The sequence below is a fragment of the Anaeromyxobacter sp. PSR-1 genome (genome assembly GCF_000964525.1).
Lineage (GTDB): Bacteria > Myxococcota > Myxococcia > Myxococcales > Anaeromyxobacteraceae > Anaeromyxobacter.
Map to the genome: position 1 here is coordinate 17,794 of NZ_BAZG01000003.1, position 21,385 is coordinate 39,178.

Genomic DNA, 21,385 nt, shown 5'->3' on the forward strand with positions numbered 1-21,385 from the left:
CCTAGCCGAGGAACCGGCTCACGCCAGCAACAGCCCCTCCAGGAAGAACGCGGCCACCCCCAGCGCGAGCAGGATGGACCAGAGCGGGAGCTGCCGCTCGCCCGCGCCCCGCGCGTCGCCGTCCACCCGGGCGTGCGCGGCGCCGCCGAACCAGGCGGTCAGCTCCGAGGGCTCGAGCCGGCGGGTGTCCGACTCGCGGGGGTCGAACGCGACCGCGAACGCGAGCCGCGGCTCGACCCGCTGCTGCCCGCCGGCGGCGATCTTCACCTGCCACAGGCCCGGCTCCGCCGGCGACAGCTCCAGCACGCCCGGCTTCTCCTCGGTCAGCCCGTCGCGCTCCAGCTCGGCGCGGGACCGCTCGCGGCCGTCCGGCCCGACGAGCGACACGAGCGCCTCGCCCTGGCCGAGCCGGAGCTTCCGCCGCGCGCCCACCACGCTGGGCGGCTCGCGCCGCTCCTCCAGCGCGCCGGCGAGGTAGCCGGCGAAGCGCTGCATGGCGGGCAGGAAGCTGGTGCGGATGGGCCAGTCGGTCCAGTCGCGGTCGGCGCTGGAGGTGAAGAGCATCACGCGCCCGCGGCCGCGCCGCGCCTCGACGAGCGCCGGCGCGCCGTCGTCGAAGCTCATGAGCACCTGCGGGGCGGCGCCGCGGGCCCCGGGCTTCGCCAGCATGTAGCGGCCGGTCCGGACCCCGAGCAGCCCCTCGCGCGCGTCGCCGGTGAAGATCGAGAGCGCCGGGTGGTCCCAGGCGACCTCGGCGAAGCGGGCCGCCCGCAGCGCGCCGGCCGGATCGCCGCGCGCGCCGGCGGTCTTCTCCACGTGGAGCGGCATGGGGAGGAGCGGTCCCAGCTCGCGGCCGTACAGCTCCGGATCCACCTGGTCGCCGAGCGACACGAACAGCCCGCCGCCCGCCTCGACGAAGCGGGCCAGCTCCGCGGCCTTGCCCCCGAGCGTGCGGACGTTGAGCAGGAACACCACGTCGAACTTCGACAGGTCGGTGCGCGGGAACGCCTCCGCGTCCACCAGCGTGGGGCGCACCGGCGAGGCGGGCGAGGCGAGCGCCGACTCCACGAAGTACGCCTCGTCGCGGTACTTCACCGGCGAGGGCGCGCCGTCCACCACCAGCGCCCGCACCTCGCGCGGCACCACCAGCGTGAGCGCGCGGGCGTCGTCGTCGGGCAGCCCGTCCTCGGGCAGGCTCACCTGCACCACCGCCGGCCCGCCCTCCGCGAACGCGTGCAGCAGCGACTTGCGGGTGGCGCCGCCCGCCGGCACCTCGGTGAAGGCGCGGATGGGCGTCTTCGCGGCGGGGCCGGTGCCGACGGTGAGCAGGAGCGGCGCGTCCTTCAGCGGCGCGGCGGCGTGGTTCGCGAGGAGCGCGGTGACGCGGTAGCCGCGCGGGCCGGCAGCGGGATCCGGCTCGGCCTCGAGCCCCACCACCGCGTGGTTGGGGAGCCCCTCGCCACGGGCGGCGTCGAGCACGCTCACCTCCGGGCGCACCGCGCCCTGCGGCCCCTCGACCGCCGGCGCCGGCCCGTCGAGCCGCCAGGCCGAGGCGGCGAGGTCGGTCGCGACCACCACGCGCTTCGGCAGGCCCTCCTGCGCCTTCGCCGAGACGAGCGCGCGGAGCGCCGCGCCCACGCAGGCGCTCAGGTCGGAGTAGGCCGCGCTCGGCTGCGCGCGCTCCAGCACGCGGCGCACCGCGGCGCGGTCGAACGAGGGCGCCTCGGCCTGCGGCGCGCCGGCCCCGCACACCACCGCGGTGGCCGGCTCCTCCGGCGCGAGCGCCGCGAGCGCGCCGAGCGCGTCGGCGCGGGCGCGGTCGAACAGCGGGCGGTTGCCGAGCCGGTAGCGCATCGACCCGGAGGCGTCGAGCACGATGGCGGTGGCGCGCGGGCCGCGGGCGACCGCCTGGGCCGGGTCGCCGGGCTGCTCGGCGCGCGGGCGCGCGATGGCGGCGGCGATGGCGGCGAGGAGCAGCGTGCGCGCGGTGAAGAGCAGCACCTTCTTCAGGCGCAGCCGGCGCTGCGTCTCGCGGCGCGCGCGGAGCACGAAGTCGATGGCGGGGAAGGGCGTCGGCCGCGGGCGCCGGCGGAAGAACAGGTGCACGACGAGCGGGATGGCCGCGGCGAGCAGCCCCCAGAGCAGCGCCGGGTTCCCGAAGCCGAGGTTCACGCCGCCGACCTCTCGCGCCGCGCCAGGAACGGGAGCAGCACCTCCTCGAGCGGCCGGTCGGTGCGGCAGAGCGCGTAGTCCACGTCGGCCTCGGCGGCGGTGCGCTTCACCTCCTCGAGCCAGCGCCCCAGCACGTCGAGGTAGCCCTTCCGCACGTCGCGCCCGTGCGCCTCCACCTGCCGCGTGTCCTCCATGGAGAGGAACAGCGTCGGGTCGTCGAACGGGAACTCCAGCTCGGCGCGGTCGAGCACGTGGAACAGCGTCACCTCGTGCTTGCGCCGTCCGAGCTGGGCGAGCTGCCGGAGCACCTGGGCGTCGGGGTCGAACAGGTCGGAGAACACCAGCACCGACGAGCGGCGCGGCGCGTGCTCGATCACCCAGTCCACCGCGGCCGCGAGCCGCGTCGTCCCCTCGGCCTTCGCGGACTCGAGCGCGTCCAGCACCGGCACGAGGTGCCCGGCCGAGGCGCGCGGCGGGATGGCGCCCGCCACCTGCCCCTGCACCAGCACCAGCCCGGCCGCGTCCTGCTGGCGCACCAGCAGGTACGCGAGCGAGGCCGCCAGCGCGCTCGCGTACTCGAGCTTGGTCATGCCGGCGGGGTCGGAGCGGTAGCCCATCGAGCCGGACGCGTCCACCACCAGGTACGCGCGGAGGTTCGTCTCCTGCTCGAAGCGCTTCACGTAGTACTTGTCGAACTTCCCGTACGCCTTCCAGTCGATGTGCCGGATCTCGTCGCCCGGCGCGTACTCCTTGTGCTCCGCGAACTCGACCGACTGCCCGTGGTGCGGCGACTTGTGGAGCCCGGTGAGCACGCCCTCGGTGATGGCGCGCACCCGCAGCTTCAGCGTCCCGAGCCGGGCGAGGACCGCGGGGTCGAGGAGCGGGGGCTTGCGGGGGTCGGTCATCGGGGAGGGCCTTCGCCGTTGGAGGGGCCGCGATCCGGCCGGTCGCGTCCGAGCCCCAGCCGGCGGATCTCGCCCCAGTCGTCGCGGATGAGCGCCTCCTTCTTGGCCCGGCCCCAGCGCTTCACCTGGCGCTCGCGCAGGAACGCCTGGTCCCGGCTCGCGAACTCGGCGCTCCAGACCAGCACGACGGGGCGGCGGGTGGCGGTGTATCCGCCGAACGCGCCGTCCTGGTGCTGGGCCACGCGCGTGTCCAGGTCGTCGGTGTGGCCGACGTAGTAGCTGCCGTCGCTGCAACGAAGCATGTACACGAAGAAGTGGATCCCGCGCTGGTGAGCCATCTGACGCTCCGCTCATGGTGAGCCTGTCGAACCATGAGCGGGGTGCAACTGCCTTGCCTGCTCCGCGTCCCCCGCTCACCCTTCGACAAGCTCAGGGTGAGCGGGCTGGAATCCGCTCGGGGTGACCCTTCGACTCCGGCGGGCCTTCGGCCCGCCTACGCTCAGGGTGAGCGGATCATTTGAACCCCCGCTCATCCCGAGCGTAGGCCGCGCCGTCAGGCGCGGCCGGAGTCGAGGGACGAACCATGAGCGGGGTGCAACTGCCCTGCCTACCCCCTTCGCTCACTTCCCCTCCAGCAGCCGCTCCACGATCTGGGCGCTGGTGACGCCCTCGGACTCGGCGCGGAAGTTCGTGATCACGCGGTGCACGAGCACGTACTTCGCGAGCGCCTTCACGTCCTCCTCGCTCGCGGCCATGCGGCCGTCGAGGATGGCGCGGCTCTTGGCGCCGAGGATGAGGTACTGGCTGGCGCGCGGGCCGGCGCCCCAGGAGACGTTCTCCTTCACGAACTGCGGCGCGCCGGGCTCGTTCGGGCGGGTGCGGCGCACCAGCTCGACGGCGTACTGGATGACGTGGTCGGCGGCGGGGACGCGGAGGACGAGGTCCTGCAGCTCGCGGATCTTGGAGGGCGAGAGGATGCGCCGGAGCGCCGGGCGCTTCGCGACGGTGGTGGAGCGGACGATCTCCAGCTCCTCGGTCGCGCTCGGGTAGCCGACCGGCACGTAGAACATGAAGCGGTCGAGCTGCGCCTCGGGCAAGGGGTACGTGCCCTCCTGCTCGATGGGGTTCTGCGTCGCGAACACCAGGAACGGCAGGTCGAGCGGGTAGGTCTCGCCGCCGGCGGTGACCCGGTACTCCTGCATGGCCTGCAGGAGCGCCGCCTGCGTCTTCGGCGGCGTGCGGTTGATCTCGTCGGCGAGCAAGAGGTTCGCGAAGATCGGCCCCTGCACGAACCGGAAGGCGCGGCGCCCGGTGGTGTGGTCCTCCTCCAGCACGTCGGTGCCGGTGATGTCGGAGGGCATCAGGTCGGGCGTGAACTGGATGCGGTTGAAGGAGAGGTCGAGCACCTCGGCCACGGTGGAGATGAGCAGGGTCTTCGCGAGACCGGGCACGCCCACGAACAGGCAGTGCCCGCGCGCGAACAGCGCCACGAGCAGCGCGTCCACCACCTCGCGCTGGCCCACGATGCGCTTCTCGATCTCGCCGAGCAGCATGCGCCGCGCCTCGTGCAGCTCCTGCACGGCGCGCAGGTCGGACTCGGGGGCGGGGAGGGGCGGCGGGGCGTTCGGGACGTCGGTCATGGGTGCTCCTCCGGGCGTGCGCCCTCTGCGTCTCGGCCGCCCAGTATCCGCTCGAACCGCGCCTCGCGCGACGCGCCGCCGGGGTCGCCGAGCGCGGTGAGCACGCGGGCCAGGCCGGCGTGGATCTCCGGGTCGAAGGGGTCCTGCCGGTTCGCGACCAGCAGCCGGTCGCGCGCGGCGGCGAGCTCCTTGCGCTCGTACAGGAGCCGCGCCAGCTGGACGTTCAGGGCCGGGTAGTCGGGGTTCCAGTCGAGCGCGCCGCGGAGCACCTGCTCGGCCTCCTCGCCCTCGCCGGACATGGTCGCGGCGAGCGCGAGCTGACCCGAGAGGATGGGGAACCGTGCGCCCACGCGCGCATGCGCCTTGCCGTACTCGATGCGCGCCGCCGCCCAGCGCCCGCGCGCGCGGTAGATCTCGCCGAGCCGCGCGAAGCCGCGCGCCTCCGGGTCCGGGATCTCGGCCCACTCGGCCCAGGCGCCGCCGTGCTTCGGGTCGTCCTTGAAGCGGAGCTTCTTCAGCTCGTGCTCGCCGCCGCGCGGGAGCGGGCGCGCCGCCATGTACTTCCGCCACTCGCCCAGGAACCGCTCGAACGGCATCCCGGTGGCCCGCGCCACCGCCTCGTCGGCCTCGACGCCCTCGCCCACCAGGCCGGTGACGCGCGCGAGCACCTCCGGCCCGGAGCGCTTCACCAGGTACTCCACCGCCAGCACCACCTGCGCGTAGGCGAGCGCGGCCCGCTCCTGCGACGGGAGCTTCGCGAGCGAGGGGTGCATCTCCTGGAAGGTGACGAGCGTGTTCTTCGCGATCGCGTCCTTCACCAGCGCCGCCGAGATCGGGCTCAGCGGATCGACCCGCCCGCGCCAGGCGGACTCGAACCACTTCGCGAGCCCCTCCTGCAGCCAGATGGGCGCGCGGTTGCCGGTGCGGGCGGTGACGACGTCGTGCGTGTACTCGTGCGCGGCGGTGTCGAGCCAGTCGTAGCCCTTGAGCAGCGCCTTCGGCGACAGCAGCATGAGCTTGCCGAACTTCGCCACCGCCACCGTGCCGCTGGTGCGGATCTCCGCCTCGGTGAGCGTCGAGACCTTCGCCAGCTCCTTCACGTCGTTCACGATCTCGACGGTGAGCCGGCGCGCCGGCGGCTCGCCGAGCGCCTTCGAGAGCGCGGCGCGCTGCCGCTCCAGCGCGTCCACCAGGTACGGCACCAGCACCTCGTCCTTGCCCTTCGGGTAGGACACGACGAAGTGCTCGCTCTCGGAGCGGGCGTGGTCCTTCGTGACCTCGCGCGCCGCCCGCGCCAGCTCCAGGTAGCCGCCCGCCTTGCCCGCGCCGGAGGCGGTGATGAGCGCGATGGCGTCGTCGTAGCGCTGGTCGAAGAAGCGCAGCACGCCGCCGGCGAGCTTCACCGCGTCCGGCGCGTCCTCGAACGGCTCGAGCGGCTCGAGCAGCGCCCGAGCCGCAGGCAGGTCCTCCTGCGCGAGGAGCTTCAGGGCCTTGAAGGCGGTGCGGTCCACCTCTGTCCGCTCACCCTGAGCGTAGGCGCGGCCGCCAGGCCGCGCCGGAGTCGAAGGGGCGGCCTGAGCCGAGGCCGGCACCATCACGACGAGCGCCAGCGCCGCGAGGAGCCCTGCAGCGATCCTGCGCTTCCGCTCGCGGTTCGACGGGCTCACCGCGAGCGAACCTCCCGAACACCGCTCGTCCTGAGCCTGTCGAAGGACGGGCGGCGACGGCTCGCATCGGGCGATGGCGGCCCTCACTTGACCAGCTCCTCGTAGTAGCGCTGCACCTCGCCGCGGTACCGCTCCGGCGCGCCCTGCTTCATGGCGTCGAGCAGGTCCTTGCGGAACTCCTCGGGCACGCGGTGCGCCTCGGCGCCCGGGATCTTCACCTTCTCGCGCGAGGCCTCGCGGCCGTCGCCCTCCTGCTCGCTGCCCGACTCCGCGAACGGGAACGGGAAGCCCTGGCCCCCGCCCGACCCGCCGCCCTTCTTCGCCGCCTCCTCGAGCCCCTTCTGCAGGCGCGAGAGCGCGTCCATGGCCAGCTCCTGCTGCCCGTGGCCGCGCTGCGGGTTGCGGGCGCCCAGCTCGGCGGCCGCCTCGCCCATGTGGCCGCGCGACTCGGACAGCTCCTGCTGCGCCGAGGGCGGGAACACCGGCGCCTTCTGCGAGAGGTCGTAGAGCTGCGACTGGAGCCGCCCCGCCTTGCGCTCGAGCTGGTCCTGCTTCTGCGCGAGCTCGCCCAGCTTCCGCTGCTCCTCCTGGCCCAGCACCTGGCGCGGGTCCGGGAACATGCGCTGCAGCTTCTCGCGGATCTCGCGCACCTTCGGCACCGCGTCCATGGCGTGCTTGCGCGCGTCGGCCACTTGCTCCGGCTCGCGGCCGGTGAGCGGCGCGCCGCGGTCGCCGAGCGCCGCGTCCTCGTCGAGCTCCATCGCGAGCCGCTCCACCGACGGCTGCGCCCGCATCACCGCCTCGGCCGCGCCCTCCAGCTCGCGCATCCCCAGCGCCCGCTCCAGGTCCTTCAGCGCCTCGCGCGACAGCTCGTACTCCGGCTCGGCGCGCATGGTGACGCCGGGCTCGGCGCGGTCGAGGTCCTGCCGCGCCTTGCCGGCCAGCTCGGCGAGCCGCTTCAGGTCGCCCTCGGCGCCCTTCATGCGGTCGGCGATCTTCTGCCGGTAGCGCCGGCGCACCTGGTCCGTCTCCTCGGCGGTGCGCCGCTGCTCCGACTGCACCTGCTCGAGCTGGTCCTTGAACGCGAGCATCTCCTTCATGAGCTGCTGCGCCTTCTCGTCCGGGCGGCCGGCGGTGCGCTCCAGGCCGGCCAGCATCTGGTCCATCGCGCCCGCCAGCTGGTCGAGCGCCTTCATGGCGCCCTCGACGTCGCCCGCCGCGAGCTTCTTCTCGACGTCGTCGAGCCCGCCCACGAGGTCCTGCGACCTCGCCAGCTCCGCGAGCGCCTCCTCGTTCATGTGCTCGTCGTTGAAGCCCTTCGACAGCTCGGCCATGCGCGCGAGCAGGTCCTTCACCCGGTCCTTCATGCGCGAGATCTGGGCGAGGACCTCCTTCTTCGCGGCCTCGGTGGGCGAGGCCCGGTACTTCTCGAGCAGGCCGGCGAGGTCGCGGCGCCGCTGGGCCAGGTCCTTGGCGAGGCGCACCAGGTCCTGGGCGCGCTGCTTGTCGAGGAGCTGCTCGAGGTACAGGACGCCCTTCTCCATGGTGGCGTCGAGCGCCGCGTCGGCCGAGGTCATGTTCCGCACCAGCGAGGCGTCCGGCCTCACCCGCACGCGGATCGCCTGCCCGATGGCGGCGCGGAGGGCGGCGACGCGCTGCTCGGCCACCCGCACGTTCCCGGACACGTTCTGCAGCGCGGCCGCGACCTCGCGGGCGCCGGCGGGATCGCGGCGCAGCTCGCGGGCGGCGTCGCGCAGCATGTCGGTGAGCCGGCGCGTGCGCGCGTCGAGCTGCTGCGCCACCGGCAGCCGCTCCGCGGTCGCGACCGGACCGTCCGAGAGCGTCTCGAGCCGGTCGCCGAGCAGCGCCACCAGCTCCTCGAACGCCTGGCGCGCGCGCTCCAGCACCGCGCGGCGGTGCTCGGCCTCGGAGTAGACCTTCACGAGCTGGTGCTCGGAGGCGGCGGTCTTCGGGCCCGAGACCGTGTCGCCGTCCACCGCCTCGATCCAGTACTCGAGCGCCTCGCCCTCGGCGAGCCGCTCCGGCGCGAGCGCGAGCTGCTGCGTGCCGCCGTCGCGGCGCAGCCCGTCGCCCTTGCGCAGGACGCGGCGCTGCGGCTCGCCCGCCGGCGGCTTCACCACGAGCGCCACCTCGGACAGGCCCACGTCGTCCTCGGCCTGCCACTCGATCGCCACCACCGCGTTCGCGTCCACCTCCAGCTGGCGCTCCGGCGCGGTGATGCGCGCCTGCGGGGGCAGGTCCACCTCGACGGCGATGGGGATGGGCGGCCCCTCGGCCACCACCCGGCCCTTCGCGTCCAGGTAGCGGAAGCGATAGCTCCCGCCCTGATCGACCACGAAGCGGCCGGAGAGGTCCCGGCCGCCGGCGACGGCGAGGGCGCGGCGCTTCAGGACGGGGGAGTCCGCTCGCCCCTCGACAGGCTCGGGGTGAGCGGACTTCGATTCATCCGCTCGTCCTGAGCTTGTCGAAGGACGGCCCCTCGACTCCGGCCGGGCTGGCGCCCGGCCTACGCTCGGGGTGAGCGGATCTGGTTCGCCCCCGGCCCCGGTCCCCTGCGCCGCTCCCCCCTCGACAGGCTCGGGGTGAGCGGAGTTCGAGTCATCCGCTCGCCCTGAGCCCGTCGAAGGGCGAGCGGGAGCGGGCACCAGCCCCTCCTGCTCGATCACGAGCTCCGCCGCGACCACCGGCCGGTCGGCGCGGGTCTTCAGCTCGACCTCGGTGCCGCGGGGCGCGCGCACCTCGCCGCCGGTGCCCGACAGCGTGCGCGGGTCGCGCTTCATGTAGGCCGGGTAGCGGTAGGTCAGCTCGATGTCGCCGGTGATCGGGTCCGCCTGCACCGCCGGCGCGCCGGGAGGATCGCCCCCGAGGACGCGGCCGTAGGCGGCGCGGAACCCCTGCCCCAGGCCGGCGAGCCCGAGCAGGTGGAGGCCCAGCACCGCGGCGAGCGCCCACCCCGCCCGGCGGGCCCCGTGGTCCGGGATGGCGCGGGCGAGGTCGAGCCCGCGGGCCCGCTCGGCGGTGAGGTCGAGGTGCGCGTCCAGCAGCTCGACCGAAAGCTCGCCGGACGCGGCGAGGAGCGGGCGGGCGCGGGCCAGCTCCACGGAGGAGAGGAGCGCGGAGCGGAGGGCCGGCTCGCCGGAGGCCACGGCGCGGGCGGCCGCCTCGTCGTCGCGCGCCCCGCGGAGGAGCGCCCGGACGGCGGCGATGGCGGCCCCGAGCACGGCCAGGCCGGCGCCGGCGAGCGCCACCAGGCGGAAGCCGGTCCGGGCGCCCGCGGAGAGGGCGATCGCGCCGGCGAGCAGGCAGAGCAGGGCCGCGGCGCCGCCCCCGGCCGCCGCCGTGAGGAGGACGACCCGGACCTGCCGCCTGCGCGCCCCCTGGAGGACGCGGGCGATATCTGCGTAGGCGCCGGCCATGTGCCCCTGTCGAACCGTGGTAGCCACCGCACATTCCGGCGGTTCCCGGAAGGATAACGCGGGGGAACGCGCGGGGTGAGCCGATCCGCTCCGCCCGGGCGGCGGATCGCCGCGGCGCGATCGGCGTGGAGACCCTCCCCCGGCGGCGCCCGTGCTAGCCTGCCGCACCGTCCCGTGAATTTCCCACCCGGACGCCCCGTCCCTCCGATGGAAGCCGACGACCACGCGCTGGTCACGAGAGCCAAGGCCGGTGACGCCAACGCGTTCCGCGCGCTCGTCGTCCGCTACCAGAGGAAGGTCTACGCCGTGGCGCTGGGCATCGTGAAAGATCCGGACCTGGCCTGGGATGTCGCCCAGGAGGCGTTCGTCCGCGTCCACGGCCACCTCGGCGACTTCAAGGGCGATTCGGCCTTCTCGACCTGGGTGTTCCGCATCACCACCCACCTCTCCATCGACGCGGTGAGGCGGGAGCGGCACTCGCAGCGGCAGGACATGGACGACGTGCAGGAGGCGGAGCTGGAGGAGGGCGGCGAGGGCATCCTCTCGACCGCGCTCGGCAACGACCCGCGGCAGAACGCGCTCCGGCGCGAGCTGGCCGGCAAGATCCAGGAGGCGCTGGCGACCCTCCCGGAGAAGCACCGCACGATCCTGGTACTGCGCGAGGTCGAGGGGTTGTCGTACGAAGAGCTGGCGGAGCGGCTCGAGATCCACAAGGGCACGGTGATGAGCCGGCTGTTCCACGCGCGGAAGAAGATGCAGGCCGCGCTCCGCGAGTACGCGGGGCTCGCCGCGGCGGACGGGCCGGAGGGCGGAGAGGACGGGCAGGGCGATGGTTAGGGCCAAGAGCGACTGCGTCCGGTACGCGCCGATGATCGGCGCCCGCGAGGGCGAGCTCTCCACCGAGGAGGCGCGCGCGCTCGCGGCGCACCTCGAGGCCTGCGACGCCTGCGGGGCCCGCGCGCTCGACCTGGCCGCCACCGAGGGGCTCGTCTCCGAGGCCCTGCTCGCCCGCGCCGCCGAGCGCGACTTCGCGCCGTTCGTGGACCAGGTGATGGCGCGCATCGGGCACGAGGCGCCCGCCCCCCGCGGCGTCCTGTCCTGGCTGCGCCGCCACTGGCGCGGCACCGCCGCGGCGCTGACCCCGGCGGTGGCGGCGGTGGCCGTGTTCCTGTACGTTCGCTGGGAAGGCAGCCAGCCGGGCGAGATGGCGCTCCTCGAGTTCTCCAGCGAGGGCAACGTCTCGACCGTCATCCAGACGTCCGACGGGCCGGTGGTGCTGCTCGACGACGACGACGAGGGATCCGGCTCCTGAGCCGCCCGGAGAGGTCATGACCCGCCGCTCGTTCCTCCTCGCCCTGCTCGCCCTGGTCACCCTCGCCCCCGCCGTCTCCCGGGCCGACGTGCCCGTGCACGTCCGGCTCATCAAGGGCTCGCGCAAGGGCCCGCCGCACATCGACCCGCGCCTCGCCAACCTCAAGCGGCAGCTCTCGCCGCTCGCGTACGTGCGCTGGGAGCAGACCTCCGAGCAGGAGGTCTCGCTCACCCGCGGCAAGACCGAGTTCGTGAGCCTGCCCGACGGCGATCACGTGGGCGTGACGCTGCAGGAGCAGCGCGGCAACACCGTGACCCTCGAGGTCGCGCTCGCCTCGCGCAACACCCAGTCCCGGCTCACCGTCGAGCGCGGCCAGCGCATCGTGCACCAGGTGACCGGCGAGAAGAGCGGCGCCGCGTTCTTCCTGACGGTGATCGCGGGGCCGTAGGCCCCCTCGACTCCGCGCCGCTTCGCGGCGCTACGCTCGGGGTGAGCGGGATGACCTCCGCTCACCATGAGCGGCTTCCGAGAACCGCTCACCCTGAGCCTGTCGAAGGGTGAGCGGCGGTCGAGGGACCCTACTTGTACGAATACTGGTAGTGATACGCGCTGCGCCGGCCCAGGCCGCGGTCGAGGCGCACGTCGTTCATCACGATCCCGTGGATGCGGGCGCCGCTGCGGGTGAGCGCGCGCAGGCCGGCCTGGATCTCGCGGATCGGGTGCTTGCCGGCCTTCACCACGAACAGGTTCACGCCCGCCTGGCGCGCGATGAGCGCGGCGTCGGCGACCGCCAGGATGGGCGGGGTGTCCACCACCACCACGTCCCACTGCGCCGACAGCTCCTCGAGCAGGCGCTGGAAGCGCTCCGAGCCGAGCAGCTCGGCCGGGTTGGGCGGGATGGTGCCGGTGGTGAGCAGGCCGATCTTCTCGTGCGTGGTCTCGCGCAGCGCGCTCGCGAGCGTGTGCTGCCCGCTCAGCACGTCGCTCACGCCCGGCGCGCGCTCGCCGCCCAGGAAGCGGTGCAGGTGGCCGCGCCGGAGGTCGGCGTCCACCACCGCGACGCGCTTCCCGGCCTCGGCGAGCAGGTACGCGAGGTTCGCGGTGACGAAGGACTTGCCGATGCCCGGGGCCGGGCCGCCCACCGTGACCACGTTGGACGAGGCCTCGAGGAGCGCGAACTGCACGCTGGTGCGCAGGCTGCGGAGCGCCTCGACCGCGAGGTCGTTCGGATCGCTCCGGGCGAGCACCGGGTACGCCCCGCCCCGGCCCGCGGCGCGGTTGGCCGCGACCTCGACGGTGCTGTGCGGCACCGACGCGTGCACGCCCACCCCGGTGGCCCGCTCCAGCGCGTCCGGATCCTCGACGCCCTGGTCGAGCGCCCGGCGCACGAACGCGAGCGCCACCCCGCCGGCGAGGCCGAGCAGGAGCGCCAGCGCGACCACCGCGCCGCGCTTCGGCGCGACCGGCTTCAGCGGCACGAGCGCGGCGTCGAGGATGCGCACGTTGCCGACCGTGCCCTCCTTCACGACCTTCAGCTCCTGCGCCTTGTTGAGGAGCGTGAGGTACAGCTCGTTCGCGACCTTCACGTCGCGCAGGCGCCGGGCCGACTCCAGCTCCGCCTCCGGCAGCTTGCGCATGCGCGCCTCGAGGTTCCGCCGCTCCTCCTCCAGCCGGCCCATCTTCTGGCGGGCGGCGATGAGGAGCGGGTGGTCCTCGGTGAAGCGCTGGCGCAGGGAGGCGATCTCGAGCTGCAGCTCGGAGGCGGCCTTCTCGATGTCCACCGCGCGGGTGAGCGCGGCCTGCGTCTCCATGGAGACGTCCACGCTGCCCTTCGCCGACCGGTAGGTCTCGAGGTCGCGCTCGGCCACGTCGAGCTTGCCGCGCAGCTCGGGGAGCTGCGTCTCCAGGAACTCGAGCGTCTTCTCGGCCTCGGCGCTCTTCCGCTCCACGTTCTGGCGCAGGTAGGCGCTGGAGAGCGCGTCGAGGATGGCGGCGGCGCGGGCCGGGTCCTCGTCCTCGAGCGCGAGCTGGAGGACGCCGGTCTTCTTGCCCTTCTCCGAGATGCGCAGGTCCTCCTGCAGCGCGGCGATGGCCGCGTCGCGCGGCTGGTGCGACACCCGGAACTGCGTGCCCGGGCGCGCCACCAGCTCCGCCACGAACACCTCGGTGCGCCGGCCCGAGGCGGCCGCGCCCACCGCGCCCTCCACGAGCGGCTCGCCGTCCGGATCGAGCAGCGCGAAGCGCCCGCCCTCGCGGGCCTCCAGCGTGAGCGGCTCGCCCTCGAGGTCCTCCGGCACCGAGAGCCGGCCGATGGTGAGCTTCTCGCCGCCCCAGCCGAAGCGCCCGAAGCCGGGCAGGGCCGAGGCCGGCGCGCCGTCCTTGTGGCGGCGCGCCAGGAACCGGCCGACCACCGGGAACCGCCGCGGCTCGGCGGTGATCTCGAGCTTGAGCGTATCCACCACCGACCCGACCAGCGAGCGCGAGCGGAGGATCTCCATCTCGGTCTCGGCCGGCGAGGCCTCGCTGAACAGCGCCGAGAGATCCCCCAGCGCCCCGGTGCCGCCCTTCTTGTCCTCCACCTGCACGAGCGCGTCGGAGCGGTACACCGGCGTGGCGAGCAGCGCGTAGGAGACGCCGAGCACCAGCGCCACCGCGGCCGCGCCGGCGATGAGCCAGCGCCCCTGCACCAGCACGTCGAGGTACTCGGAGAGGCTCACCTCGTCGCCGTCGCCGCCGTCGTAGGCCGGCTCGGGCGACGGCGCGCCGCGCCGCTCCGCGACCATCTCCAGGGCGGGGCCTCCGGGCTTCGGGGTCATCAGTACACTCCCGTCCGGTTGCCGACGTCCACCGTCTGCCAGATGCCCTGCACGGTGGGGAGGATCTGCGTCATGACGCGGTTCCAGTCGGTGAGCTTGTACTGCGAGACGAACACCACGTCGTACGGCTCGAGCTGGAACTGCACCGCCAGCAGGAGCGCGTCGGCGCTGGAGGCGTCGAGCTTGAAGACGCGCGGCGCCTCGTAGCGGCCGCGGAGCACGTAGACCTCGCCCGGGTTCGAGGTGAGCGGGTCGAAGCCCTCCGAGTCGCCGATGGCCTCGGCGAGGCTCATGCGCCCCTTCGCCATCAGCTTCGACGAGGGCTTCCGCACCTCGCCCAGCACGAAGACCTTGTTCTGCTCGCGGCTCGGGACGTTGAGGATGTCGCCGTCCTGGAGCAGCCAGTTCTGCGAGACGTCGCCCTCCTCGTAGAGCGCCTGGAGGTCGAGCGCGTAGGTCTTGCCGGCGCGGGTGAGCGTGACGGTGCGGGTCCAGGCGTTCGCGGTGAGCCCCTTCGCCGAGGCGATGGCGTCCTGCACGCGCACCGGCACGTCGGTGACCGGGAGCGTGGAGGGCTGCACCACCTCGCCGGTGACCTGGAAGCGCTTGCCGCGGAACGCGGCCACGCGCACGTCGAGCTGCGGGTTCGCCACGTACTTGCGGAGCCGCTCGGTGAGGAGCGCGCGGATCTCCGGCAGCGTCTTCCCCGCCACCTCGACCACCCCGACGTGCGGGTAGAACATGGTGCCGTCGGCGTTGACCGGGTTGCCGGTCTGCTCCGGCGGGCGGTACTCGCCGGCCGGGATGGTCAGCTCCGGGTGATCCCACACGATGATGGAGAGGACGTCGTAGGGCGCCACCCGGTACTGGTAGCCGGCGAGCGTCTCGGCGAGCGGATCCGCGGCGCGGGCGCCGGCCGCGCGGGCGCGGGCCCCCGCCTGCTCCACCAGCAGCGCCGGCGTGATGGGCAGGACCTTCACGTCCTTGCCGTCCTCGCCGCGCCCCTCGAGCGCGGACTCCTTCATGTGCAGGCCCGGGGAGATCGTGGAGCAGCCGGACAGCGCGAGGGCGATCAGGAGGACGCTGCGTCTCACGAGACCTTCCACACCTTCTCCTCGAAGTCGTCGAGCCCGCGCTCGATGAGCGCGAGCGCGCGCTCGAACGCCGGGCGGCCCTGGCGGTAGGGGTCCGGGACGTCGAACCCGCCGAACCGGCCCAGGCGCTGCACGCGGCCGCGCGCGCCCGGGGCGATGGCCTCCACCTCGCGCCGGTGGCCTTCCTCCATCACCAGCACCAGATCGAAGCCGGTGATGAGCGCCGGGGTGAGCTGCCGCGCCCGGTGCGCCGACAGGTCGATGCCGCGCGCCGCCAGCAGCTCGCGGGCGCTCTCGTCGGCCGGGCGGCCCACCAGCGCCGCCACGCCCGCGGACTCCACGCGCGCGCCGGCCCGTCCCTCGAACCGCGCCCGCAGAAGGGCCTCGGCCATCGGGCTGCGGCAGATGTTGCCGACGCAAACCATGAGTACGCGGTCGAGCATCGTAGGGGGGCGGAAAGAGCCGCGTTTTACCCCACGCTGCGCGTCAAGTCGAGCCGCCGCCGGCGTGAGAGCGTCGTCCTACACCAACCGTCCACCAAAGGCGGCACGCCGGCGTGCTCCGGACGGTGAGTGCGGCTCACGCGGAGCGCTGGTTCCGCCCGCCCTGCCGCGCGCTGCCAATCATGTTCCGCAGCCGCACCCGGCTCCGGATGCGCACCAGCACGGGCTCCACCTCGCGGCACAGCAGCTCGACCGCGATCTCCGTGTCCCGATCGACCTTGCTCCGGCCGTCGGCCCAGCCGAGCAGCAGTTCGTCCCCGGCCGAGCGCTCGCCCCCGATGCCGAAGGTCGCGCACGCCAGCCCGCTGTCGGCGGTCTCCACGCCGCTCGTGTAGAGCCGCCGCGGGCCGCCGTGAACGCCGAGGCGGAGCTGGATGTCGCGGGCCTTCAGCGCCCGCGCGGCCGGCTCGATCGCGCGCCACAGCTCATCGAAGCTCTCCGCCGCCTCCAGCGCCGGCCGGGCCTGAACGACCGCCTGGCGCATGGCGGCGTTCCGCTTGCGTGCCTCGAGTACCTCGAGCGCGTTCTCCACCCGGAAGAAGCCGAGGCGATACAGGCCGAGGGCCGACGCCGTCGCGAGCAGGAGCAGCCCGCCGAACGCCTGCGCCGGGGTGGCACGCGCCAGCGCGATCGCGGTGCAGCCCAGCATCACGGAGGCGCCGTGGAGCACGAGCACGGTCTGGCGGTGCGTCAGGCCGAGATCGAGCAGGCGATGGTGGATGTGGCCCCGGTCCGCCGAGAACATCGGCACGCCGCGCGCGGCGCGACGGCTCATGGCGAGCAGCGTGTCGGCGATGGGGAGGCCGAGCGCGATGATGGGGAGCAGCAGCGAGACCGCGGTGGTGGACTTCTGGTGCGTGCCGATCGACAGCGTGGCGAGCACGAATCCCAGGAACATCGACCCCGAGTCGCCCATGAAGATCGACGCGGGGTTCAGGTTGTAGCGGAGGAAGCCGAGCACTGCGCCCGCGAGGACCGCGGCGAAGAAGATCATGCCCGTGCGCCCGTGCAGTACGCCCACCACGACGGTGGTCGCGAGGGCGACGACCGCCACCCCGCCGGCGAGCCCGTCGAGCCCGTCGATGAGGTTGAGCGCGTTGATGATGCCCGCGATCCAGAGCATCGTGAACGGAAACGCGAGCCAGCCGAGCTCGATGGGCGGCCCGAAGGGATTCGCGAGCGTCTCGATCCGGAAGCCGAGCGCGTACATCGTCGCCGCCACGCCGAACTGGACCGCGAACTTGGTCCTGGCGTTCGCGCCGCGGAGGTCATCGTAGATGCCCAGCGCGGCGATCACCGCGCCCCCGGCCAGGAAGGCGGCGGTCATGACCGGCGACAGGTTGATCATGGACCCGGCGGCCGGACCCATGAGCAGGCCGAGACCCACCGCCACGTAGAAGGCGACGACGATGGCAATGCCCCCGAGCCGTGGGACAGCTCGGCCATGAACCTTCCGCGAGCTGTGCGCCACGTCGAGCGCACCGCGCCGCCGCGCTGCCTCGCGAATGAGCGGCGTCGTGGCCAAGCTGATGGCTGCGGCGACCGAAAAACCCAGGAGCGCGGCGTTCAACGGCGCCCTCCCACCCCTGCGCCGTCGGCGCCCGGGCCCACCCCAGTGCACGTCATGTTTCGGGTATTCCTCGGTTGCGGCCGCCGCGTCCCCTGGCGGTCCTAGTTCTCTACGTCAAACCTGGCCCGATGACCAGTCCAGCTGAACCCCGTGCAGTGCAAACGTGACACCACGAGCGAAGAACTCAACGGAGAGCACGGCTCCCGTACTCAAGCACTCTGATGAACGGGTCGGCAGGTACGCGCCTGTCACGACACTCAGCGGAAGCGCAGCCGTACGCTTCGTCCGCATCCCAAATCCGGCACATTCCGGAGCGCGGCCCCTCCTCTTGACGGCCTGCGCGCTTCCCTCTACGTTGCGCCGTATTGTCCGCCGAGAATGGGCGGCGGCGCACACGGCCGCCTGCATAGAGCGGCGAGCGCCCACAAAGTGATGGCCATTCTCCCCAGGTTGCGAAATGGCATTCGCACCGCGACGTCCGTCGGCGTTCTGGCTCTTAGCAGTGATACGGGCGCTCTCATCCTTGCAAATCTCGGCGCGACTATACTCGGGCTCGTCACGGGCATAGTCACAGCTCGGACCCTCGGCCCAGACGGTCGAGGGGATCTCGCGGTAGTGCTGTTTTGGCCCGCGCTTCTAACTAGCCTGCTGGACGCCGGCATTTCGGAAGCGCTCACCCTTAGGTCGGCATCCAGCCATGCAAACGCACGATCGCTGATCGGCCCTGGCCTCGCGCTCTCGAGCGCGTTTAGCGCACTCGCCCTCGCAATCGGGTATCTCGCTCTTCCTCTGCTCCTTACACAAGAGCAGCAACGCATCCTGCCGCTTGCGAACGTCGGTCTGCTGTTTATTCCACTCTCGTTGCTCGCCAACGTGCCTCTGGGCCTCCTGCTTGGACGCCAGCGGTTTCGCGCCGTCGCACTCATCCGCATTCTTAACGTCCTCCTGTATCTGTTACTCTTGGCAGTACTGATAGGCACACGCCACGCGAGCGTGACGCCAATCGCCGTCAGCACGATCGCCATTCGCGCGTTTCCACTCATCGTCGGCATTCCGCTTGTGCTCATGGGGGGGCGCGGGCCCCTGCGGAGCACACTGCTAGCGCCAGGCCTCGCGTCCGATGCCGTTCGGCTTCAGCTCCCACGGGTAGCGTCAGTACTAGCGTCTTCGCAAGACCGCGCTCTCGCCAACTGGACGCTGACGCAGGCCGGGATTGGGCTTTGGCAGGTAGTTTCCACCCTAACTGTCATCATGCCTCTCGGAGCCCAGGCGATTTCACAGCGTCTGCTTTCCCGACTGGCAGCGAAGGTGGAGGATCCCGAGGCACTCACACGGGCCGCCTATAGCCAAGGGCAGCTCGTGACGCTGGGAATGGCGGCGCTGGCCCTCCCGATGCTACCGGTTGCGATTCCCCTGCTCTTCGGCGCCTCTTTTTCGCCCGCGGTTGCGCCCGCAGCCATCACGATTATCGGCTCACTTGCTGCTGCATCCACAGTCGTCCTGCAGTCCGCGGCCCGGTCGCAGCAGCGCATCGGTCCCTGCATCTGCTCTGAATTCGTCGGGATGGGAGCGATGGCGGGCGTCGCCTACGCCCTCGTCCCTCGTAGTGGCCTTGCCGGCCTTGCCGCGGCTTTCTCCCTAGGTCGGGTGTCCGCCTTTGCGGTGATGGCGTACGACCGGCGAACGCACACGGGCGAAAGCATCACGTCTCTGTTGCCTTCTTCGCGGGCATACTGGGCGAGCCTTCGCCATCATTTACGCACAGCCCTAACTCATCCTCGCGACCAGCGACGCACATCCACGGGGCCTTCGACGCACTCATGAGCCTCCTCTTCCTCGCGTTCGCCCTGACGCTATCAACGATTGCGATGATCTGGCGCTTTGGTGCCGGTCGCAGACTCTCGGTTGTGACGGTCACCTTCTGGACGCTATTCGCATTACACGGGGCTTCCGCCATCCCCTATGCTTTGGATCTACTTCACCGAGCAGAGTTTGCGCACACTCCCGTTCCGGAATCCTTTCCGCTCGTTATCGGGCTCTCATTTCTCTGTTATACCGCGGGAGCCCTTGCTGTCCCCGCCGTCCTTCGGCTCTCCGTCACGCGCGCCCAGAGCCAGTTCTTCGCCACGCCCACCGGTGCTGGTCGCTTGCGATTTGCGCTCTTCGCGATTCTCTCTGTTGCCGCAGTGCTCGTCGCGCTCCTCTATCTCTTCGGCGCCGGCGCGACGGGCCTGACACTGCTTCGCCCAGGGGCCGACGCCACACTCCTCCGCGAGCACCGAGCTGGTTTTAGCGAAGCCAACCCGTACACCTACGTCGCCGCCCTGGCAATGAACGCGGTTCTTCCCGTACTGATGCTCACCGCTCTAAACCGCGCGGCCGCAGTCACCTCCTGGAAGTGGAGATGGGTCGGCATCTCACTGTTTGTCGTCTTGTTGGCAATGTCCGCAGCGGGCCTGCACAAGGCCCCTATAGTCGTCGCCTTCCTCTACGTTGTCATCAACTCGTACTACAGCGGCCATTTCCGCCGCGTATCACTACCCAAGACCGCTCTCGCTGGCGCGATCCTGGTCGTGGGCTTGGGGTCATTGGGATACTGCCTGACTTACGACATCGGCCCCATCGAGGCGCTTTCTTGGACTTTGCACCGTATCGCCGTTGCACCTCAGAACAGCCTAGAAGCCTTTCTGCAGGTGTACCCCAAGCGTGCGGAGTTCAATTACGGAACCGGAATTGGCCTCGTAGCCAGGCTCCTTGGCGATAACACGTACGTCAGTCCGCCCTTGCTCGTGGGTTCGCTTGTCACTGGGCGTTCAGACGTAAGCTTGAACGCCTTCTGGGCATCAGAGGCTTGGGCCGCCGCGGGTTACGTTGGCGTTATCGGCGCCTCATTCTGCGTTGGGGCAGGTCTTGCGCTCGCAGATCGTGCGTGTCTGCGCTCCGCAAAGTCCGATACGTGCGTAGCTTTGTACGCGGTTTGGACTGTTTCGTCCGTTTCCATCGCGAGCGTGTCGATCCTGACAGTTCTTCTGAGCGGCGGCTTTGTGCTAGCCGCAGTCGTGGCGTCGCTACTCGGCTGGACTGCACGCCACCGGCGACGTCGCATGCCGCTCCCTTCCGGATTCGGAGCAAAAGCGTGCCAGCTGTAACCCCGGCGCCCCGACGCCGCCTTCCTGATCTTGATGCTGTTCGCGGCTTTGCTGCGCTCAGCGTATTGTTCTACCACCTCTTCGCATGGGGCACGCGACCGGCTCAGTCCACTGGCCCTGCTCGCATGTTGGCGTCCCTTTTTCGTTGGGGATGGCTCGGGGTCGATGTCTTTTTTGTGCTCTCCGGTTTCCTGATCACGGGCCTGCTGCTTGAGGCCCGACAGCGCCCCGACTACTACAGCGATTTCTATGCGAAGCGGGCCTTCCGCATCCTGCCTCTTTATTATGCGTCAGTAGGCGTCGCGTGCCTGACCGTTGTGGCGCTGAACGCTCCTGTCGACTGGCGGGGTGTTTTCTTCTCCATCGGCTTTCTCGCCAACACCGGTTCCCTTCTATCCTTCACGTTGACCGAACCGTTTGGCGTGTATTGGTCACTCGCCGTTGAAGAGCATTTCTACCTCCTGTGGCCACTGCTGGTTCGCTCTCTTCCCGTCCGCTGGCTCTGGTTCGCCTGCGCAGGCCTTATCGTTGCCAGTCCCGCCTTGCGTTTTTGGTCTGCTCACAGCGGGGCGCCTTTCGATATTTACGGCTTCACCGCATTTCGGTTGGACGGCCTTGCTTTGGGCGCGATCTTCGCCTTGATGAAGCATGAGCGCGTTTCGCGACGGATAACCGTTGGCGCAGTTGCCGCGCTGGCTGCAGCAGGGCTCACGTTGGGCGCGCTACTCTGGCGCGTCGGGGCCCTGAGCCGCACATCGGAATTGGGCGCTGCGCTTCAGTTCAGCAGCACCACCCTCTTCATCGGCGCCCTCTTCTTAGCCATTCGGTCTGTCGGTTCGCGCGCGCCCACGAACGTTGTTCGCGTATTGGGGTTTTTCGGAGATATCAGCTTTTTCGTGTATCTCAATCACCTAACCGCCATTCTTGCGTTCGATTACTTTTGGGCCCGCATGGGTTTGTCGCGAGGCTCGCTGGGCGCCGAGCTGGTTCGCGCCTTCACTGTAGTCGGCGTCGTCGTTGTGGCCGGGGTGCTTTCGCGGCGCTATTTTGAACTGCCGGTGCAGCGCCTTCGCCGCAATCTTGGCGCGCGTCTATTTGCGAAGTGTTCTCTGGAATAGAA

The 21,385-nt window shown here is 71.5% G+C and carries 16 protein-coding genes; 6 read left to right on the top strand and 10 right to left on the bottom strand.

Features of this window, described 5'->3' with window-relative positions; all coding sequences use genetic code 11:
• Positions 1–18 precede the first annotated feature (18 nt).
• From PSR1_RS00980 to PSR1_RS01005, 6 genes are all read right to left on the bottom strand, one after another.
• On the bottom strand, positions 19–2,172 hold the full coding sequence (locus PSR1_RS00980) for a BatA domain-containing protein (RefSeq protein WP_059435780.1): 2,154 nt from the start codon (positions 2,170–2,172) through the stop codon (positions 19–21).
• Positions 2,169–3,077, bottom strand: coding sequence for a DUF58 domain-containing protein (locus PSR1_RS00985; protein WP_059435781.1), 909 nt, complete (start codon positions 3,075–3,077; stop codon positions 2,169–2,171). Before PSR1_RS00985 ends, PSR1_RS00980 begins: the two co-directional genes overlap by 4 nt.
• Positions 3,074–3,415: a GIY-YIG nuclease family protein gene (locus tag PSR1_RS00990; protein ID WP_202813213.1), complete on the bottom strand. Its 342-nt coding sequence runs from the start codon at positions 3,413–3,415 to the stop codon at positions 3,074–3,076. Before PSR1_RS00990 ends, PSR1_RS00985 begins: the two co-directional genes overlap by 4 nt.
• Before the next feature lie 282 nt (positions 3,416–3,697).
• On the bottom strand, positions 3,698–4,717 hold the full coding sequence (locus tag PSR1_RS00995; RefSeq protein WP_059435782.1) for a MoxR family ATPase: 1,020 nt from the start codon (positions 4,715–4,717) through the stop codon (positions 3,698–3,700).
• On the bottom strand, positions 4,714–6,384 hold the full coding sequence (locus tag PSR1_RS01000; RefSeq protein WP_237757770.1) for a tetratricopeptide repeat protein: 1,671 nt from the start codon (positions 6,382–6,384) through the stop codon (positions 4,714–4,716). Before PSR1_RS01000 ends, PSR1_RS00995 begins: the two co-directional genes overlap by 4 nt.
• An 83-nt stretch (positions 6,385–6,467) precedes the next feature.
• Entirely contained in the window at positions 6,468–9,821 is a 3,354-nt protein-coding gene (locus PSR1_RS01005; protein ID WP_059435784.1) for a DUF4175 family protein, read from the bottom strand.
• A gap of 207 nt (positions 9,822–10,028) precedes the next feature.
• Here PSR1_RS01005 and PSR1_RS01010 point away from each other — a divergent pair, with 207 nt between their 5' ends.
• From PSR1_RS01010 to PSR1_RS01020, 3 genes are read left to right on the top strand one after another with little or no spacing between them, the layout of a single operon-like run.
• Positions 10,029–10,658: a sigma-70 family RNA polymerase sigma factor gene (locus tag PSR1_RS01010; protein WP_059435785.1), complete on the top strand. Its 630-nt coding sequence runs from the start codon at positions 10,029–10,031 to the stop codon at positions 10,656–10,658.
• Positions 10,651–11,133: an anti-sigma factor gene (locus PSR1_RS01015; RefSeq protein WP_059435786.1), complete on the top strand. Its 483-nt coding sequence runs from the start codon at positions 10,651–10,653 to the stop codon at positions 11,131–11,133. The genes PSR1_RS01010 and PSR1_RS01015 overlap by 8 nt, the downstream gene beginning before the upstream one ends.
• Positions 11,134–11,149: 16 nt before the next feature.
• A complete protein-coding gene (locus tag PSR1_RS01020) occupies positions 11,150–11,581 on the top strand; it encodes a hypothetical protein (RefSeq protein WP_059435787.1) in 432 nt (143 codons plus the stop codon).
• A 130-nt stretch (positions 11,582–11,711) separates the two neighbouring features.
• On the opposite strand, the gene PSR1_RS01025 is transcribed toward PSR1_RS01020, so the two are convergent.
• The 4 genes from PSR1_RS01025 to PSR1_RS01040 form a co-directional block, all read right to left on the bottom strand.
• Entirely contained in the window at positions 11,712–13,949 is a 2,238-nt protein-coding gene (locus tag PSR1_RS01025) for a polysaccharide biosynthesis tyrosine autokinase (protein WP_059435788.1), read from the bottom strand.
• Entirely contained in the window at positions 13,949–15,043 is a 1,095-nt protein-coding gene (locus tag PSR1_RS01030) for a polysaccharide export protein (protein WP_237757771.1), read from the bottom strand. Before PSR1_RS01030 ends, PSR1_RS01025 begins: the two co-directional genes overlap by 1 nt.
• Positions 15,040–15,486, bottom strand: coding sequence for a low molecular weight protein-tyrosine-phosphatase (locus PSR1_RS01035; RefSeq protein WP_059435790.1), 447 nt, complete (start codon positions 15,484–15,486; stop codon positions 15,040–15,042). Before PSR1_RS01035 ends, PSR1_RS01030 begins: the two co-directional genes overlap by 4 nt.
• Before the next feature lie 136 nt (positions 15,487–15,622).
• The gene (locus PSR1_RS01040; protein ID WP_237757773.1) at positions 15,623–16,939 is read right to left on the bottom strand and encodes an MraY family glycosyltransferase; all 1,317 of its coding nucleotides are present in this window, start codon (positions 16,937–16,939) and stop codon (positions 15,623–15,625) included.
• 555 nt (positions 16,940–17,494) lie between these two features.
• Between PSR1_RS01040 and PSR1_RS23270 the strand changes: the two genes are divergently transcribed.
• Genes PSR1_RS23270 through PSR1_RS01050 form a run of 3 tightly spaced genes read left to right on the top strand, consistent with a single transcriptional unit; the run spans position 17,495 to position 21,383 of the window.
• Positions 17,495–18,940: a lipopolysaccharide biosynthesis protein gene (locus PSR1_RS23270; RefSeq protein ID WP_082100076.1), complete on the top strand. Its 1,446-nt coding sequence runs from the start codon at positions 17,495–17,497 to the stop codon at positions 18,938–18,940.
• A complete protein-coding gene (locus PSR1_RS24015) occupies positions 18,937–20,265 on the top strand; it encodes a hypothetical protein (protein WP_059435792.1) in 1,329 nt (442 codons plus the stop codon). Before PSR1_RS23270 ends, PSR1_RS24015 begins: the two co-directional genes overlap by 4 nt.
• Positions 20,253–21,383, top strand: a complete 1,131-nt coding sequence (locus tag PSR1_RS01050) for an acyltransferase (protein ID WP_160308986.1) — start codon at positions 20,253–20,255, stop codon at positions 21,381–21,383. The genes PSR1_RS24015 and PSR1_RS01050 overlap by 13 nt, the downstream gene beginning before the upstream one ends.
• Positions 21,384–21,385 lie beyond the last annotated feature (2 nt).

What these genes read in the sequence shown, in the direction of transcription:
- PSR1_RS24015 (WP_059435792.1), top strand. Translation starts at nt 18,937, where the DNA reads ATGAGCCTCCTCTTCCTCGCGTTCGCCCTGACGCTATCAACGATTGCG.
- PSR1_RS01020 (WP_059435787.1), top strand. Translation starts at nt 11,150, where the DNA reads ATGACCCGCCGCTCGTTCCTCCTCGCCCTGCTCGCCCTGGTCACCCTC.
- PSR1_RS01015 (WP_059435786.1), top strand. Translation starts at nt 10,651, where the DNA reads ATGGTTAGGGCCAAGAGCGACTGCGTCCGGTACGCGCCGATGATCGGC.
- PSR1_RS00995 (WP_059435782.1), bottom strand. Translation starts at nt 4,717, where the DNA reads ATGACCGACGTCCCGAACGCCCCGCCGCCCCTCCCCGCCCCCGAGTCC.
- PSR1_RS00985 (WP_059435781.1), bottom strand. Translation starts at nt 3,077, where the DNA reads ATGACCGACCCCCGCAAGCCCCCGCTCCTCGACCCCGCGGTCCTCGCC.
- PSR1_RS01035 (WP_059435790.1), bottom strand. Translation starts at nt 15,486, where the DNA reads ATGCTCGACCGCGTACTCATGGTTTGCGTCGGCAACATCTGCCGCAGC.
- PSR1_RS01010 (WP_059435785.1), top strand. Translation starts at nt 10,029, where the DNA reads ATGGAAGCCGACGACCACGCGCTGGTCACGAGAGCCAAGGCCGGTGAC.
- PSR1_RS23270 (WP_082100076.1), top strand. Translation starts at nt 17,495, where the DNA reads ATGGGCGGCGGCGCACACGGCCGCCTGCATAGAGCGGCGAGCGCCCAC.
- PSR1_RS00990 (WP_202813213.1), bottom strand. Translation starts at nt 3,415, where the DNA reads ATGGCTCACCAGCGCGGGATCCACTTCTTCGTGTACATGCTTCGTTGC.
- PSR1_RS01025 (WP_059435788.1), bottom strand. Translation starts at nt 13,949, where the DNA reads ATGACCCCGAAGCCCGGAGGCCCCGCCCTGGAGATGGTCGCGGAGCGG.
- PSR1_RS01005 (WP_059435784.1), bottom strand. Translation starts at nt 9,821, where the DNA reads ATGGCCGGCGCCTACGCAGATATCGCCCGCGTCCTCCAGGGGGCGCGC.